Raw genomic sequence first — 15668 nt, 5'->3', positions numbered from 1 at the left:
AGAATTCAATGGGACTAAGAAAATTAGCACTAGCTTGCAGCGTTTGTGGATCAAGAAATTACACAATCTCTGAAAATCCAAATAGAACGGAACGTCTTGAAGTTAAGAAGTTTTGCAAGCATTGTGGAAAACATACATTACATAAAGAAACACGCTAAACTGGAGGACTAAATGAAATTATTTAAATTTTTCGGTAGTGTCAAAAAAGAAATGAAACTTGTTGTTTGGCCTACATTTAAAGAAAACAAACGTGATACATGGACAGTTATTGCTACATCATTAATATATGCTGCCTTTTTAGCTCTGATCGATTGGGGCATGCTATCACTACTACAACATTTCTTAATGGGCAAATAGGTTTGTAACTAATTGAGAAATTTGCTACTATTGAACTAAGCGAAAACTTCGGATTATTTCGGAGTTTTTTTATTTTGATTTTTTGGAGGAAATTATGGCTGAAGCTGGAGATAAACAATGGTATGTTCTACATACATACTCAGGTTACGAAAATAAAGTTAAAGAAAACTTGGAATCACGTGCTCAATCAATGGGTATGGAGGATTACATTTTTCGTGCAGTAGTGCCAGAAGAAGAAGAAACAGAAGTAAAGAATGGTAAGTCTAAGACAGAAATGAAGAAGACTTTCCCAGGTTATGTTTTAGTTGAAATGGTTATGAGTGACGAATCATGGTTTATAGTTCGTAATACACCTGGTGTTACAGGATTTGTTGGAAGTCACGGTTCAGGTAGTAAACCTGCACCACTTCTACCAGAAGAAATTGACCATATTCTAAATGACCTAGGTATTAGCATTAAAGATCAAGGTAATGACTTTGAAGTTGGTGAGACGGTTACGATCATCGATGGTGCTTTTGCTAATATGACTGGTAAAATTACAGAAATTGATGCTGATCACAGCAAATTAAAAGTTGATGTTGACATGTTCGGACGTATGACAAGTGCCGAAGTTGACTTTAATGCCGTTGAAAAATAAAAAACATCATTGATATAGTAAATAATTGATGATATTATAAGACGGTATGTTTTTATCATACATGTGGGAGAGAAAATATTTATTCTCAATATGACCACATCACGGAACAAGGAGGTATGCACCGTGGCTAAAAAAGTTGCTAACGTAGTTAAATTACAAATTCCTGCTGGTCAGGCTACTCCAGCTCCACCAGTTGGTCCTGCTTTAGGACAAGCTGGTATCAATATCGTTGCATTTACAAAGGATTTCAATGCACGTACACAAGATCAAAAGGGAATGATCATTCCTGTTGTTATCTCTGTATATGAAGATCGTTCATTCGATTTCGTTACAAAGACACCACCTGCAGCTGTTCTATTAAAGAAAGCTGCTGGCGTTGAAAAAGGCTCTGGCGAACCTAACACTAAGAAAGTTGCCAAAGTCTCACAAGACCAAGTTCGCGAAATTGCTGAAACCAAGATGAAAGACCTAAACGCTGCAAGTGTTGAATCTGCAATGCGTATGGTTGCTGGTACTGCAAGAAGTATGGGCTTTGAAGTAGAAGACTAGACATAGCAGTTTACAGGGATACGAAAGTATTCTTAACAAGTGGGAGGGGAAAATCCCCAATAGACCACAAAGCAAGGAGGAACTTAGCATGGCTAAGCATGGAAAAAAATATATTGAAGCTCTCAAGCAAGTAGATAAGACAAAGACTTATACTGCTACTGAGGCAATTGACTTACTTAAAAAAGTAGATTACGCAAAATTTGACGCAACCGTTGAGGTTGCTGTTAACTTGGACGTTGATCCAAAACAAGCTGATCAACAAATTCGTGGTGCCGTTGTTCTACCTAACGGAACAGGTAAATCACAAAAGGTTATCGTCTTCGCTGAAGGTGAACAAGCTAAGGCTGCTGAAGCTGCCGGTGCTGACATCGTTGGTTCTGACGACCTTGTTGAAAAAATTCAAGATGGTTGGTTAGACTTTGATGTTGCTGTTGCAACACCACCAATGATGGCTAAAGTTGGTCGTTTAGGTCGTGTACTTGGACCTAAAGGCTTAATGCCAAACCCTAAGACTGGTACTGTAACTATGGATGTTACAAAGGCAGTTAATGATGTTAAAGCTGGACAAGTTACTTACCGTGTAGATCCTAATGGTTTGATCCACGCACCTATCGGTAAGATCTCATTTGATTCAGACAAGCTTGCTGAAAACTTTAACGCCTTTTACGACGTTATCGCTAAAGCACGTCCTGCATCACTTAAGGGTAACTATATTGTTAGTGTTAATATGACATCAACATTTGGCCCTGGTCTAACAATCAACGCTTAATGTTGACTTATAACCAAAATAATGATAATGTACAATAGTTGATTTCTACCGAAGACTCAGGTGATGTAAATCTTAATATCCTGCCGAGGCCAGAAGATTGTTAAATAATCTCTGTGTCCTTCGGGCGCAGAGATTTTATTTTTAGCCGAAATTTGTAGAGTTAACTAAAATAAATTGTGGAGGTGAAACGTAATAATGAAGCAAGAAAAACTAGCACAAAAAGAAGCACTCGTTACAGAAGTTGCTAAGAACCTTAAGGGCGCTAAGTCAGTTATTGTTGTTGACTACTTAGGTCTTACTGTTGAACAAGCTACTGAAATGCGTGCTGAATTACGTGAGCAAGGTGCTACTATGCAAGTTATCAAGAATACTGTCTTGAGACGTGCTGCTGAAGAAGCTGGACTAGAAGGTCTCGAAGAATTCTTCGTTGGCCCAACAGCCATCGCTTATTCTGAAGAAGATCCAGTTGGACCTGCTAAAGTTGCTGCTAAATTTGCTAAGGATGTTGACGCCGTTGAAATCAAGGGTGGTATCATTGAAGGCAAAGCTGCATCTCTTGAAGAAATTCAAGCCCTTGCAACACTACCAAACAGAGAAGGTATGCTTTCTATGTTGGTATCTGTATTACAAGCTCCAGTTCGCGACTTCGCATTGGCTGTTAAAGCTGTTGCTGAAAAGAAAGACGACGAACCAGCTGCTTAATTAAAAAAACAAACATAATTCGGAGGACAAAATAATGGCTTTAGATACACAAAAGATTATCGATGATTTAAAAGATGCTTCAATTCTAGAACTTAACGACCTTGTTAAGGCTATCGAAGAAGAATTCGACGTTACAGCTGCTGCTCCTGTTGCTGCAGGTGCTGCTGCTGGTGGCGACGCTGCTGCTGAAAAGGATTCATTTGATGTTGAACTTACAGAAGCAGGTCAAGAAAAGGTTAAGGTTATCAAGGAAGTTCGTGGTATCACTGGACTTGGCTTGAAAGACTCAAAAGACCTTGTTGATGGTGCTCCTAAGGTTATCAAGGAAGGCGTTGCTAAGGCAGACGCTGATGACATGAAGTCAAAACTTGAAGCCGTTGGTGCTACAGTTACTTTGAAATAATAATTTCAAATTTTAAAAAGTTTGGGTTTAGCCCAGACTTTTTTTGTATCTAAAAATACAGAAAGAGAATAATATGGCTAATCAATACTTTGAAAACTCAACAGATTTAGAACACGAATTTAAAAAATTCAATTTCACTTTGCGTGGTCATAATTTGACCTTCACATCAGACAGCGGTGTTTTTTCCAGACAAACGATTGATTATGGATCGCGAGTTTTAATTGAATCGATCAAATTCGATGAAATACCAGCTGGGAATATTTTAGATGTTGGCTGTGGGTATGGACCAATCGGTCTGGCACTTGCTAAAGAACAAAATAAGCGTCAAGTTGTGATGGCAGATGTTAATTTACGTGCTTTGGATCTAGCTCGTGATAATGCCAAAGCTAATGGTATCAAGAATGTGGATATTTTAGAATCAGATGCATATGAAAAGATCACTGATAAATATGCACTTGTAGTTTCTAATCCTCCAGTTCGTGCTGGTAAAAAAGTCGTTACTGATATTTTGAAGAATTCGATCGATCATTTGGTCGATGGAGGAGAACTTTGGATCGTCTTGCAGAAGAAACAAGGCGCACCATCTGCTAAAAAATTGATGAAAGAGACATTTGGTAATGTCGAAGTTGTCACTCGAGATAAGGGATATTATATCTTAAAAAGTTGTTTAAACTAATTTATTTTTAAATTAGATTAAATATGTTATATTCATGCTGGAGGTGTTTACAATGGACAAAAAACAAATTGCTATTGGTATAATCTTAGCCTTAATAACAGGTGGAGTTTTCTTAATTGTTATCTTAATTTGGAAAGCTGTCAGAGCTCTTCGAGTTAAAAGAGAAAGAATTCAATTGGAGTCGTACATCAAAGATTATTTTCGAGGTAATGAGAAAATTTTGGTCTTTGTAGGCACATTATCAGATGAAGAAGTTAGGATATTGATTGATATTATCAACAAAGTTCGTGAAGATAAATCTGAAATAGAGTGGAAAACTCTTAAACTACCAAAGGTAATTGAGCAGAAGTTTAAAGATTTAGTTGATTAAAACAATATGAAGCTTTCAGAAGAAGAAATTGATCATTTTATGGATCTTGCAATAGAAGAAGCTAAGGGTGCTGAAACTAGAGCTGAGGTTCCCATCGGCTGTGTTATTGTGGATAATCGCACTAAGGAAGTTGTTTCTGTGGGTTCAAATGAACGTGAAGAGACTCAAAATGCCATTAAACACGCTGAAATTATTGCAATCGAAGCTGCCTGTGCAAAAGTCGGGAGTTGGCGTTTAGAGCATATGAGTTTATTTGTGACTTTAGAACCCTGCCCAATGTGTGCTGGGGCAATCATCAACAGTCGAATTGAAGAAGTTATTTTTGGTGCTAGTGATCCTAAAGCTGGATCAGTCGGATCAATTAATAATTTGTTGGCGGAAACGCGCTATAATCACCAGCCAGAGGTGTTAGCCAACGTTAAATCCGAAGAAACTGGTGATTTATTACGAAATTTCTTTAGAAAAATCCGTGGCAAAAAGTAGCATAAAAAGTAAATTTATAGTATTATAGTTATTGCCGCAAGGCCTTAGGGCAATGGTGCTCTTGCGAATCGTGTCAGGTTCGGAAGAAAGCAGCACTAAGTGAGTTGTACCATGTGCCTTTTGTTATGTATATTAGCCTCCTAATCATAATTGGTTAGGAGTTTTTTTGTGGTAAAATTTACTTATTCTATTCACTAAGGAGACAAAATGGCATATCAAGCACTTTATCGAGTTTGGCGTCCCCAAACTTTTTCAGATGTAATTGGTCAGAGTGTGATAACGCAGACTTTGAAGAATGCTGTCGCAAGTAATATGACCAGTCATGCTTATTTATTCAGCGGACCGCGTGGTACTGGGAAAACTTCCTGTGCCAAGATATTAGCTAAGGCTGTTAACTGCTTGAATCCACATGATGGTGAACCATGCAATGAGTGTGAAATTTGCCAAGCCGCAAATGAGAACCGTTTAAATGATGTTATTGAGATTGATGCCGCATCAAATAATGGTGTTGAAGAAATTCGTGATATTCGTGACAAGGTAAAATATGCACCAACTGAAGCTAAATTTAAAGTTTATATTATTGATGAGGTCCATATGTTATCACAAGGCGCATTCAATGCTTTGTTGAAAACTTTGGAAGAACCACCAGCTAATGTCATGTTTATTTTGGCAACAACTGAACCTCAAAGAATCCCTGCAACAATTATTTCCAGAACACAGAGCTTTACTTTTAGAAGGATTTCCAGACAGGATATTTTGGAACGAATGGTTTATATTCTAAATGATAAGCATATTGAATATGATGAAGAAGCTTTGAATATCATTGCTGCTTCTGCTGAAGGTGGTATGCGTGATGCTTTGAGTATTCTGGACCAAGCTCTGTCATATGGCGATGATCAGCTAACTTTGAAGAATGCTCAAGAAGTTACCGGAGCTTTGAGTAATGACCAGATAACGGCCTATATGGCAGCTATCGCTAATAGTGAGTCGGCACAAGCGCTAGAGAGTCTGTATAAGATCCTAGAAAGTGGTCGTTCAGCAGTTAGATTCACTGAAATGATCATTCGAGTTTGTCGAAATCTTATTCTGTATAACTCCAACTCTGATTTATCAGATCAGATGGACAATACGATCATGACTAAGGATTTGTTGAGTCTAGCTGACAAATTCGACAATAAACGTTTATTTTATATTGTTGATCAAGTCAGTGCCGCACAGAAGAATTTAAAAAATTCTAACCAGACTGACGTTTATATGGAAATTTTAACTGTTAAAATCAGTGAACCACAAGTCATGGATCAGCCGGACATTAAAGAAGTTAAAGTTGATAACCAAGAAATGGAAAAGCTCAGTGGACAAGTCGAAAGACTTCAAAAAGAAATCAAGAATCTTTCCACAGGCAATATGCAAGCACAACCTGAAAAGCCTAAGAGAGCCGCACATAAATCGAAAACTAGTCACCTTAATAAGACCGCCATTTATAAAGTCTTGGATAATGCGACAAAGAAGGATTTAGCCGTAGCCAAGGATATTTGGCCTGATTTAATGAGTAAGCTTTCGGTGACGCAACGTGCTAAAATGAGAGTTGCTGATCCTGTGGCTGCCAGTGTAGATGGAATCGTTGTAGCATTTGATTTCGAACTCTGGTATGAACAGGTTCAAGAAGATACTGAATTTTTGGATGAGTTGAGTAGTAGTGCTGGTACGCTTTTGAAAAAGGATTGTCAGATCGTATTGGTACCAAAAGATCAATGGCCAGGAATTAGAAAAGAATATATTTCTAATAATATTGATTTACCAAAGAAAGAAAATGTAGAATCTAAAGCAGAACCTAAAAAAGATCCAGCAGTCGATGAAGCGTTGAATCTTTTCGGTAATGAAATTGTAGATATCAAAGACGACTAGGAGGAACTATTTATGAGTAAAGGAATGCCTAATATGGGTGGAATGGGAAACATGGGAAATCTCATGCGCCAAGCCCAAAAGATGCAAAAAGAAATGCAAGGTGCTCAAGAAGAATTAAAGAAGACTGAATACGTTGGTAAATCAGTTGATGATTTGGTAACTGTTAAATTAAACGGTGACCACAAAGTTTTAGATATCAAAGTTGATGAAAAAGTTATTGACCCTGATGATCCCGATACATTGACAGATATGCTGATTGATGCTTTTAATAATGGTGTTGATGAAGTTGCCAAGGACCAACAGGCTAAGTTAGGAAAATATACGAACGGGTTGATGTAGTATGAAATATCCAGAACCAATTTCTAAATTAATTGATAGTTATATGATGTTGCCTGGTATCGGTAAGAAAACCGCAACCAGAATGGCATTTTTTACATTAGGCATGGATAAAAATCGTGTCCAAGAATTTGCTGACAATCTTATCTCTGCTAAGACAGATTTAAGGTATTGTAAGATCTGTGGGAATATCACAACTGATGAAGTTTGTTCGATCTGTACCGATGAGGGTCGTGATCAATCGACGATCTTGGTTGTAGAACAGCCTAAAGATATCATGGTACTTGATGACATGAATAGTTATAATGGACTTTATCACGTTTTAGGTGGTGTTTTGTCACCAGTTGACGGTATTGGACCAGAAGACCTTAATATTAAATTATTGTTGAATCGTTTAAGAACTAATGATTCAGTCAAAGAGCTGATCATTGCAACAAATGCTACTCCAGAGGGAGAAGCAACCGCACAGTATTTAGCTAAATTAGTTAAACCAGCCGGTATTACAGTGACAAGATTGGCTCATGGTCTAGCCGTTGGATCAGATATTGAATACGCTGATGAAATGACTCTAAAGAGTGCCGTTCAAGGCCGCAGGGAGATCTAATATGTTTGGTAGAAAAAAAGTAAGCGTCCAAAAAGAAGAAGACGATCGACTATTAGGTAAGACTCATGAATTACAAGAAAAAATTAATAATTCATCAAAGTTAATGAATAGTTCCTTTGATCTTCCACAGGATACGCAAGATGAAATGAAATTAGATCGAATTAAATACCAATATCTATATTTAGAAGCTAGAAGAAGAAGGGCCGCCGCTAAGAGGACGACTAATATTATCTTCGGTGAAGAAGATACATTTTTGAGACAACCTAGTCGAGCCGAGAAACATTGGTAGAGAGCGGAGGGAGGACTGTCAGACATTGAGCATTGCCTAGGATATCAAAGATGGCGATTTGTGCCATATTTGATATTCGTAGCAAGCACAGATGTTTGTCCTCCCGCAGCTCGTTTATAGTAGTAAACAAAGCAGCACACTTCTGATGAGGTGTGCTGCTTTGTTATAAACTCTAAGTTCACAACTTGGATTTATCTCTTGATTCAAGTAAAATAGAAATAATATATTAGGAGTGGTCAATTAATGTCAGGAATTTTTATTTCATTTGAAGGTTCAGATGGAGCTGGTAAGACAACAGCTTTGAACTCACTATTACCTTTACTAAAGCAAAAAACTAATCAAGAAGTTATTGTTTCCAGAGAACCTGGCGGCAGTCCCATTTCAGAAAAAATCCGTAAAATAATTTTGAGTATTCACGATCAAGAAATGGATGATAGAACTGAAGCGCTTTTGTATGCTGCGGCTAGAAGACAGCATTTGATTGATGTTATTTTACCAGCTCTAAAAGACGGTAAAATTATGATAAGTGATCGGTTTGTGGACAGTTCTATTGCTTATCAAGGTGGAGGACGTCAAATTGGTACGAAAGAAGTTGCCGAGATAAATAACTTTGCTATTAATGGCACAATGCCTGATTTGACGATTTATTTTGATGTTACTCCAGAGGTCGGTCTAGCAAGGATCAGAAAAGATCACGAGGGTGCAATGGATCGGCTCGAACAAGAAAAAATTGACTTTCATCAGCGAGTTCATGATACTTATCAAAAATTGATCGAAGAAAATCCTGATAGAATTGTTACGATCAATGCTGAGCAGACACCAGAAAAGGTTGTAGCTGATGCATTGGACGCAATAATCAAGAGATTTCCTAAGACATTTAATGGAGGAAAATAATTATGAAACTTATTTTAGCCATTGTTCAAGACAAAGATAGTCAACAATTACAGTCACACTTAGTTAAAGATGGATTTCGTTCAACTAGATTACCTTCAACTGGTGGATTTTTGAAATCTGGTAATTCAACTTTTATTCTTGGAGTAGAGGATGAAAAAGTTGACGATGCATTAGATGTTATCAAGGAAAATTGTCATACGAGAACTCAATACGTAACGCCTTCGTTTATTCTGCCTGAAGCTGTCAATATGAGTGATCCAGTAGAAGTCCAAGTTGGAGGAGCAACTTGCTTTATCTTGCCTGTAGATAAGCTTGTCAGATTCTAATGAATGAATTATTGGAAACACAATCTAAAACACTAGATGAATTTCAAAAAGTTATTCAAGCCAATATGTTATCGCATGCTTATTTGATCGATAAAGCATCCTCAAAAGTAAGACATGAGGTTGCTATTTGGCTTGCTCAAAGTCAATTTTGCAGCAATTTACAAGATGGCGTACCGGATCAAACCTGTCAGCGCTGTAAAACAATAGCGTTAGGGGATAATCCTGATGTGCTAGAGATCAAGACGGATAAAAATAGTATTGGTGTTGATGATATTAAGTTTTTCAAGAGAGAAGCTAGTATGACGGCAACTCAAGGTAAAAGGCGTATTTTGATCATTGACGCTGCTGAAAAGATGACTAATGCGGCCAGCAATAATTTATTGAAGACGATCGAAGAACCGGAAGGTAATCTGATGATTATTTTACTGGCCGATTCGTCCAAACAACTTTTACCAACTATTAGATCCCGTGTTCAAACTTTTCATTTGTCAGATCAGAGTAACGATGAAGAAGTTGACACATTGGTGGAAGCTGGGTATAAAGATGCCCAAGCTAAAACGGCGTTAAAAGTTTCGGATATTAAATTCTTACAAGGGATGACTGGAGATAATTATCAATTATTGGTCGCAGCAGTTATCAATTGGTTAAAAGAATGTAACCGTCAAAAAATAAGTAGTTTTATTGATATACAGACTGATATCATGCCGTTAGTAGAGAATAAAGACCAGCAACATTTGGTATTCGACATGATGAATCAAATTTTTAGTGATATATTATCAATTAGGTATAATTTTAAAAAAGCACTTTTGATTAAAGAGGATATTCTAGCTAACAAGAGTATTCAAAAGATTGTTGATCTTTCGGATGAGTTATTTAAAGCAGAAGAAATGTGGAAAAGTAATGTCGCCTTTCAAGCAGTCTTAGAAGATTTATCGTTAAAATTTGTGGATTAGTGGGTGAAACTATGGCAGAAAATGATTTATACGATGAGTTTGAGACTATCTCTAATCAATTAAATAATTTGAATGATCGTTTAGAATCGTTAAAAGAACAGTTGTCAAAGAGTTTAGAGGAAAAAGAAGAATTGGAGATGGAAAATCAAAATCTTCGTAAACATTTAGAGAAACTTGGTTATGAAGATAAAGATTTTGGAGCAAACGGATTATCTACTTCCAGATTAAACTTGGAAAAGTTGTATCTGAAAGGATTCCACGTTTGTCAGCCATTTTATGGTTCACATCGAAAAGAAGATGAAGAATGTGTCTTCTGCCAAGGTGTGATTTATGGGAATCATGAAAAGAAAAATAAAAAAGTAAAGTAAGGGAGCTAATTGAATGAGAGAACAAAAAAGTTTTGTCGACAATTCTAAGGGCTGCCTTTTTTTGGTGCCAACACCGATCGGTAACTTAGATGATATGACCTTTAGAAGTGTAAAAACTCTGCAAGATGCTGATTTAATTGCTGCAGAGGATACTAGAAATACAATGAAATTATTGACCCATTTTGAGATCGATACCGATTTGATCAGTTTTCATGAGCATAATACAGCTCAACGAATTCCAGAATTGATTGAAAAGTTAGAAAAAGGAACTAATATTGCTCAAGTCAGTGATGCCGGAACACCTTCGATCAGTGATCCTGGTAAAGAGTTGGTTAAGGCCGCTATTGAACATGATATTTCAGTTATTCCATTACCAGGGGCCACGGCTTCGATCAGTGCCTTGATCGCATCAGGGATTGAGCCACAGCCATTTTATTTCTTTGGCTTTTTGCCAAGGAAGGGTAAAGAAAGAACTGAATCATTAGAGAATCTTTCTAACCGAGCCGAAACGTCAATTATTTATGAATCACCTAAACGAGTGGTTAAAACTTTAACTGACCTAAAAGAGTCGCTAGGTGAGGATCGACAGATAACTTTGGCTAGAGAATTAACCAAGATCCACGAAGCCTTTTTGCGTGGAACAGTTGCTCAAACATTGGATTATTATCAAGAACATGATCCTAAAGGTGAGTTCGTTATTATCATTTCTGGTAAAACAATTGAACAAAATGCTGAAATGACTGACGCCGAGATCATTAATGCTATTGATCTGCAGATTCAGGGTGGACAAAAACCTAATAAAGCCATCAAAGATATCGCCAATCAGAATTTATTGAAGAAGCAGGTTGTTTATAACCTGTATCACGGAATTGGAAAGGATGAATAAATTGTCCGAGGAACAAATTTTTTCACAAGAGATGGAATTTCCCTTTTACTTTGCTAATTTAACGGGGGATATGCGCTTGTCGTCTTTAGTTGACGCAATGTTATTAACTTCGGAGAAACAATTGCACCAGTCAGATTCAGACAGTTCAGAAATGGTCAAACGTGGTTTAGGATGGGTCGTTGTCCAATATCATATGGACGTTACGTCAATGCCACAACTTGGTCAGAAATTAAATGTTAGAACTCGTGCAACTAGTTATAATAAGTATTTCTTCTATCGTGACTTTTGGATCGATGATTTAGATGGAAATAATATGGTCAAATTGGAAAGTGCCTTTGTTATTATTGATGTTAATGAGCGTAAGATGGTCAGCGCTGCTGACAAGTTAGACTATATGTTCGGGGCAGAAGAAATCACTAAGATCAAGCGTTTCCCAAGAGTTAAAACGCCTAAGGAATATGATATTAAGCGTGATCAACAGATCGGTTATTACAATATTGACGTCAATCGTCATGTTAATAATTCATATTATTTTGATTGGATGGTAGATTCTTTAGGAATTGAATTTGTCGAAAAGCATCGTGTTAAGACAATGGATATAAAATACGAAAAAGAGCTAGATATCAACAGTCATCCGGAGGTTTTTGCCAAAATCAGTGATGATGGATTAGAAACTACACATTGGATCCAAAATGGCAATGATTTAAATGTCGTTGCGAAGATGACTTGGGAAGATAAATAAAAAGTCTTTGTAAAAATAAACACTTGTGCTAGTATATTGGGGTAATAATTTTGGAGTAGGATTCAAAGCGTGAAGTGCCGACGGAACGGAATGTGAACGTTGGACAAAGAGTCAGAGAGTTATCTCTACTCGCGGTTTTGTTTCCGCATTCGCCACTTTATATAGTTAATTTGCCTCTAGTTATATTCTGTGGCAGCTCCTCCTAGGAGATGTCAATATGTTAAGTAAGAGTAGAAGTAGTATAAGTGTCCATGAACTTACGTGGATGGCGATTTTAATTTCATTGGAAATGGTTTTGAGCCGTTTTTCAATAGGAAGTAATGCGTTGCAGGTTGGTTTCAGCTTTGTGGCCATGGGTCTGATCGGATATTATTTTGGGCCGTATAAAGCTGCGATTGCAATGGCGATCGCAGACATAATGAAGATGGTAATTTTACCGAGTTCTGGCGCATTCTTTTGGGGATTCACCGTCTCGGCAATTGTTTCGGGAATCATTTACGGTGCGATGCTTCATAACAAGAAGGTAACGGTCATTAGAGTTTTGATCACAACTATTTTAGTAGTTGTAATTGTTAATACTTTGATGAATACATTGTGGATTCAGATGATTTCTAATGCACCATTTTGGGTATTGCTAACACCAAGACTGTTAAAAGAGGCTATCAGCTTGGTTTATCAAACCGGGATCTTGTATATAATTCTTAAATGGATCAGTAATTCAAGATTTAACAAAATTGATTAATAAGAAGACCGGAAGGTCTTTTTTTTTACGTTAAATAACTTGTGGTAGAATAATGCTATTAAGAATGAGGGGATATTTATGAAAATATTAGCTTTTGACACTTCGAATAAGCCTTTGACCGTTGCTGTAGTTTGTGATGGGGATGTTTTGGCTTCGATCGAGTCAACTGAAAAGAAGACTCACAGTGTTAGTTTGTTGCCAGATATCCAGCAAGCATTAAAAGATTCAAAGCTTTCGATGGATGAGATTGATTTGATAGCTGTAGCTCAAGGACCGGGTTCATATACCGGTGTTCGTATCGCAGTAACAGTAGCAAAGACTTTGGCCTTCACTTTGAAGAAAAACTTGGTGGGAGTGTCAAGCTTGGAAGTTTTGGCTGCTGATGGATCTGAGGATAAAATTTTAGTTCCTTTGATGGATGCTAGAAACGACAATGCTTTTGCCGGAGTGTATCAATATCAAGATGGTGAACTGGTTAATTTAATTGAAGATCACCATACTTCAATGGAAAAGTTGTTGGATACATTAAAACAATATGAATCTGATAAACTAGAGTTTATCAATGCCACTGAACACTTAACTGACCTGATCAAAGATGTATATCCTGAAGCAATGGTGATGGATACTAAAGACAGTTTGCCCGAAGCTGATAAATTAGCTAAGTTGGCCGAAAATAAACCTGCTGTGTCAGATATAGATAACTTTGTTCCTAACTATCTGCGTTTGACGCAAGCTGAACATGATTGGTATCAAAAAGGACATAAAAAAGATGGTAATATTTCCTATGTTGAAGAAGTTTAAAGATACTTTTTGGCCTTCAGGTTTACCCGATAAATATCCGTTTGACAAACAGTCAGTAACTATCAATGGTCAGGAACTAGTTTTAAGAAAAGCTGAATTAAGTGATTCAAATGATTATATGAATATTCAAGAAGTCATTTATTCTAAACCCGCTCCTTGGCCACAAGACGTGGTCGATACTGAGCTTAGAAATAAGAATGCCCTCTACTTGTCACTGCTCAAACGTAACCACTGTGTGGCGTTTATTGGTGTGTCATTAAGTAATCCTAAAGAGGCACATATAACTAATATTGCGGTATTGCCTGAATTGCAAAAAGACGGTATTGGTCATTTATTCTTGAATCAAGTTTTTGAATTTTGCCGTAAGTATAATTTTCATAAAATGTCATTAGAGGTGGATATTACTAATGAGTCCGCGATTGATTTGTATAAAGCCTTTGGTTTTAAGACACGAACAATACATGAGAAATATTATTTTAGAAATCATCACGATGCTTTAGAGATGGTGGTCGATTTATAGGGAGAGAATCGTGAAAAAAGATACATTAATATTATCGTTTGAGAGTAGTTGTGACGAAACAAGCGTCGCTGTTATTAAGAACGGTAAGGAAATTTTATCAAATATAATTGCAACACAAATCAAGAGTCACCAAAGATTTGGCGGAGTTGTACCAGAAGTTGCCAGTCGTCATCACGTTGAGGAAGTTACTCACTGTATTGAGCTTGCTTTAGACGAGGCTAAAGTGGGTTACGATGATCTCGACGCAGTAGCTGTGACGTATGGTCCGGGATTAGTCGGTTCATTATTGATCGGTATTATGGCAGCCAAGACAGTTGCCTTTGCGCATGATCTACCTTTGATCAAAGCTAATCACTTAGCAGGACACATTTACTCGGCTAATTTAGTTGCTGACCTACAATATCCATTCATGGCACTGTTAGTGTCTGGTGGACATACAGAAATTGTTTTGGTACGTGCACCTGGCGAATTTGAAACACTTGGAGATACGCGTGACGATGCCGTAGGTGAAGCCTATGATAAAATCGGTCGTGTGTTAGGTATCAATTATCCAGCCGGTAAAAAAGTTGATGAAATGGCTGCCAGAGGAAATGATATCTTTGATTTTCCACGCGCCATGGTTCAAGAAGATAATCTAGACTTTAGTTTTAGTGGATTGAAGAGTTCATTTATTAACCGTGTTCATCATGCGGATCAAATTCATGAAGAACTCAATAAAGATGATCTAGCCGCTAGTTTCCAAGGCGCTGTTTTGGATATCTTGAGTAATAAAATCTTTAGGGCTTTGAAACAACACCCAGTTAAGCAATTAGTCGTTGCTGGTGGAGTTGCTGCTAATCAAGGCTTACGTCAACGTTTGAAGAAAGACATTGAAGAACGTAATTTAGATATGGATCTGATTTTCCCACCATTGAGATTGTGTGGCGATAATGCCGCTATGATCGGTGCAATCGCTCAGATTCAATATGATAAGAAGGATTTCGCTGATTTAACCATTAATGCTGATCCTAGTTTAGATTTTTAGAAGATCGAGGCTGCCTCGGTCTTTTTTATTATGCCTTTAGGCCCAGTTGAGTGCGCATAAGCGTGCGAAACAAAAAACCACCCGCTATGCGGGTGGGCGTTAATAGTTATACGAAAAAGCCCCCAATAGTTTTAAAATGAAGGTGTCGAAGCCAAACATTAAAAAATTAAAGGGGGACTTTTGAAATGGCGAATAAACTCAATAGCCTTGCACATACTAAATGGATGTGTAAGTACCATATTGTATTCATACCAAAGTATAGGAGAAAAATTATATATAATCAATATCGAAGAGATTTACAAGATTATATACGATTACTTTGTAGTTATAAG

At 37.2% G+C, this 15668-nt stretch carries 25 protein-coding genes, 1 other RNA gene, 1 riboswitch and 1 other annotated feature; all 26 genes read left to right on the top strand.

Going from position 1 to position 15668, the window contains the following annotated elements; translation table 11 throughout:
• The first annotated feature begins 8 nt into the window (after window positions 1-8).
• A complete protein-coding gene (gene rpmG, locus EKM60_RS08530; protein ID WP_125714444.1) occupies window positions 9-158 on the top strand; it encodes a 50S ribosomal protein L33 in 150 nt (49 codons plus the stop codon).
• A 13-nt stretch (window positions 159-171) separates the two neighbouring features.
• A complete protein-coding gene (gene secE, locus EKM60_RS08525; protein WP_125714442.1) occupies window positions 172-357 on the top strand; it encodes a preprotein translocase subunit SecE in 186 nt (61 codons plus the stop codon).
• A gap of 94 nt (window positions 358-451) precedes the next feature.
• Window positions 452-994: a transcription termination/antitermination protein NusG gene (nusG, locus tag EKM60_RS08520; protein ID WP_125714440.1), complete on the top strand. Its 543-nt coding sequence runs from the start codon at window positions 452-454 to the stop codon at window positions 992-994.
• A 123-nt stretch (window positions 995-1117) separates the two neighbouring features.
• On the top strand, window positions 1118-1543 hold the full coding sequence (gene rplK / locus EKM60_RS08515; protein WP_125593755.1) for a 50S ribosomal protein L11: 426 nt from the start codon (window positions 1118-1120) through the stop codon (window positions 1541-1543).
• Between the two features lie 88 nt (window positions 1544-1631).
• The gene (gene rplA, locus EKM60_RS08510; protein WP_125714438.1) at window positions 1632-2312 is read left to right on the top strand and encodes a 50S ribosomal protein L1; all 681 of its coding nucleotides are present in this window, start codon (window positions 1632-1634) and stop codon (window positions 2310-2312) included.
• 30 nt (window positions 2313-2342) lie between these two features.
• Window positions 2343-2460, top strand: a sequence feature (ribosomal protein L10 leader region).
• 47 nt (window positions 2461-2507) lie between these two features.
• Window positions 2508-3014 (top strand): 50S ribosomal protein L10, encoded by a 507-nt coding sequence (gene rplJ, locus EKM60_RS08505; protein WP_125714436.1) that lies wholly within the window; start codon window positions 2508-2510, stop codon window positions 3012-3014.
• A gap of 34 nt (window positions 3015-3048) precedes the next feature.
• Complete coding sequence (rplL, locus tag EKM60_RS08500; protein ID WP_057765941.1) at window positions 3049-3417, top strand: 50S ribosomal protein L7/L12; 369 nt, start codon at window positions 3049-3051, stop codon at window positions 3415-3417.
• A gap of 73 nt (window positions 3418-3490) precedes the next feature.
• Window positions 3491-4093 (top strand): class I SAM-dependent methyltransferase, encoded by a 603-nt coding sequence (locus EKM60_RS08495; protein ID WP_125714434.1) that lies wholly within the window; start codon window positions 3491-3493, stop codon window positions 4091-4093.
• 52 nt (window positions 4094-4145) lie between these two features.
• Entirely contained in the window at window positions 4146-4463 is a 318-nt protein-coding gene (locus EKM60_RS08490; protein ID WP_125714432.1) for a hypothetical protein, read from the top strand.
• 6 nt (window positions 4464-4469) lie between these two features.
• On the top strand, window positions 4470-4946 hold the full coding sequence (locus tag EKM60_RS08485; RefSeq protein WP_164508372.1) for a nucleoside deaminase: 477 nt from the start codon (window positions 4470-4472) through the stop codon (window positions 4944-4946).
• 43 nt (window positions 4947-4989) lie between these two features.
• Window positions 4990-5072, top strand: an RNA gene (gene ffs, locus EKM60_RS08480) — signal recognition particle sRNA small type.
• Between the two features lie 81 nt (window positions 5073-5153).
• On the top strand, window positions 5154-6851 hold the full coding sequence (gene dnaX / locus EKM60_RS08475) for a DNA polymerase III subunit gamma/tau (RefSeq protein ID WP_125714428.1): 1698 nt from the start codon (window positions 5154-5156) through the stop codon (window positions 6849-6851).
• Between the two features lie 33 nt (window positions 6852-6884).
• Complete coding sequence (locus EKM60_RS08470; protein WP_404811409.1) at window positions 6885-7190, top strand: YbaB/EbfC family nucleoid-associated protein; 306 nt, start codon at window positions 6885-6887, stop codon at window positions 7188-7190.
• Window position 7191: 1 nt separating this feature from the next.
• Window positions 7192-7791 carry a recombination mediator RecR gene (recR, locus tag EKM60_RS08465; RefSeq protein WP_125714424.1) on the top strand — a complete coding sequence of 200 codons (600 nt, stop codon included), beginning with the start codon at window positions 7192-7194 and terminating at the stop codon, window positions 7789-7791.
• A gap of 1 nt (window position 7792) precedes the next feature.
• Window positions 7793-8080: a DUF2508 family protein gene (locus EKM60_RS08460; RefSeq protein WP_125714422.1), complete on the top strand. Its 288-nt coding sequence runs from the start codon at window positions 7793-7795 to the stop codon at window positions 8078-8080.
• 243 nt (window positions 8081-8323) lie between these two features.
• Window positions 8324-8974, top strand: a complete 651-nt coding sequence (gene tmk, locus EKM60_RS08455; protein WP_125714420.1) for a dTMP kinase — start codon at window positions 8324-8326, stop codon at window positions 8972-8974.
• 2 nt (window positions 8975-8976) lie between these two features.
• Entirely contained in the window at window positions 8977-9300 is a 324-nt protein-coding gene (locus EKM60_RS08450; RefSeq protein ID WP_125714418.1) for a cyclic-di-AMP receptor, read from the top strand.
• Window positions 9300-10253, top strand: coding sequence for a DNA polymerase III subunit delta' (locus EKM60_RS08445; protein ID WP_125714416.1), 954 nt, complete (start codon window positions 9300-9302; stop codon window positions 10251-10253). The genes EKM60_RS08450 and EKM60_RS08445 overlap by 1 nt, the downstream gene beginning before the upstream one ends.
• Window positions 10254-10264: 11 nt before the next feature.
• Entirely contained in the window at window positions 10265-10621 is a 357-nt protein-coding gene (locus EKM60_RS08440) for an initiation control protein YabA (protein WP_125714414.1), read from the top strand.
• A gap of 13 nt (window positions 10622-10634) precedes the next feature.
• Entirely contained in the window at window positions 10635-11507 is an 873-nt protein-coding gene (gene rsmI / locus EKM60_RS08435; protein ID WP_125714412.1) for a 16S rRNA (cytidine(1402)-2'-O)-methyltransferase, read from the top strand.
• A complete protein-coding gene (locus EKM60_RS08430) occupies window positions 11500-12249 on the top strand; it encodes an acyl-[acyl-carrier-protein] thioesterase (protein ID WP_125714410.1) in 750 nt (249 codons plus the stop codon). Before rsmI ends, EKM60_RS08430 begins: the two co-directional genes overlap by 8 nt.
• 49 nt (window positions 12250-12298) lie before the next feature.
• Window positions 12299-12406: riboswitch (THF riboswitch) on the top strand.
• A gap of 60 nt (window positions 12407-12466) precedes the next feature.
• Window positions 12467-12991: a folate family ECF transporter S component gene (locus EKM60_RS08425; RefSeq protein ID WP_125714408.1), complete on the top strand. Its 525-nt coding sequence runs from the start codon at window positions 12467-12469 to the stop codon at window positions 12989-12991.
• Window positions 12992-13069: 78 nt separating this feature from the next.
• Window positions 13070-13792, top strand: a complete 723-nt coding sequence (tsaB, locus tag EKM60_RS08420; RefSeq protein WP_125714406.1) for a tRNA (adenosine(37)-N6)-threonylcarbamoyltransferase complex dimerization subunit type 1 TsaB — start codon at window positions 13070-13072, stop codon at window positions 13790-13792.
• On the top strand, window positions 13776-14312 hold the full coding sequence (gene rimI / locus EKM60_RS08415; RefSeq protein WP_164508371.1) for a ribosomal protein S18-alanine N-acetyltransferase: 537 nt from the start codon (window positions 13776-13778) through the stop codon (window positions 14310-14312). The genes tsaB and rimI overlap by 17 nt, the downstream gene beginning before the upstream one ends.
• Window positions 14313-14322: 10 nt before the next feature.
• Window positions 14323-15336: a tRNA (adenosine(37)-N6)-threonylcarbamoyltransferase complex transferase subunit TsaD gene (tsaD, locus tag EKM60_RS08410; RefSeq protein WP_125714404.1), complete on the top strand. Its 1014-nt coding sequence runs from the start codon at window positions 14323-14325 to the stop codon at window positions 15334-15336.
• Between the two features lie 185 nt (window positions 15337-15521).
• Window positions 15522-15668, top strand: a 147-nt coding sequence (locus EKM60_RS08405; RefSeq protein WP_191988853.1) for a transposase, incomplete at its 3' end; no start/stop codon positions are given.

This window comes from Companilactobacillus kedongensis, from assembly GCF_003946625.1.
Taxonomy (GTDB): Bacteria; Bacillota; Bacilli; order Lactobacillales; family Lactobacillaceae; genus Companilactobacillus; species Companilactobacillus kedongensis.
Note: the sequence above shows the minus strand (reverse complement) of the source record. Positions and strands in the feature narration are given on the sequence as shown.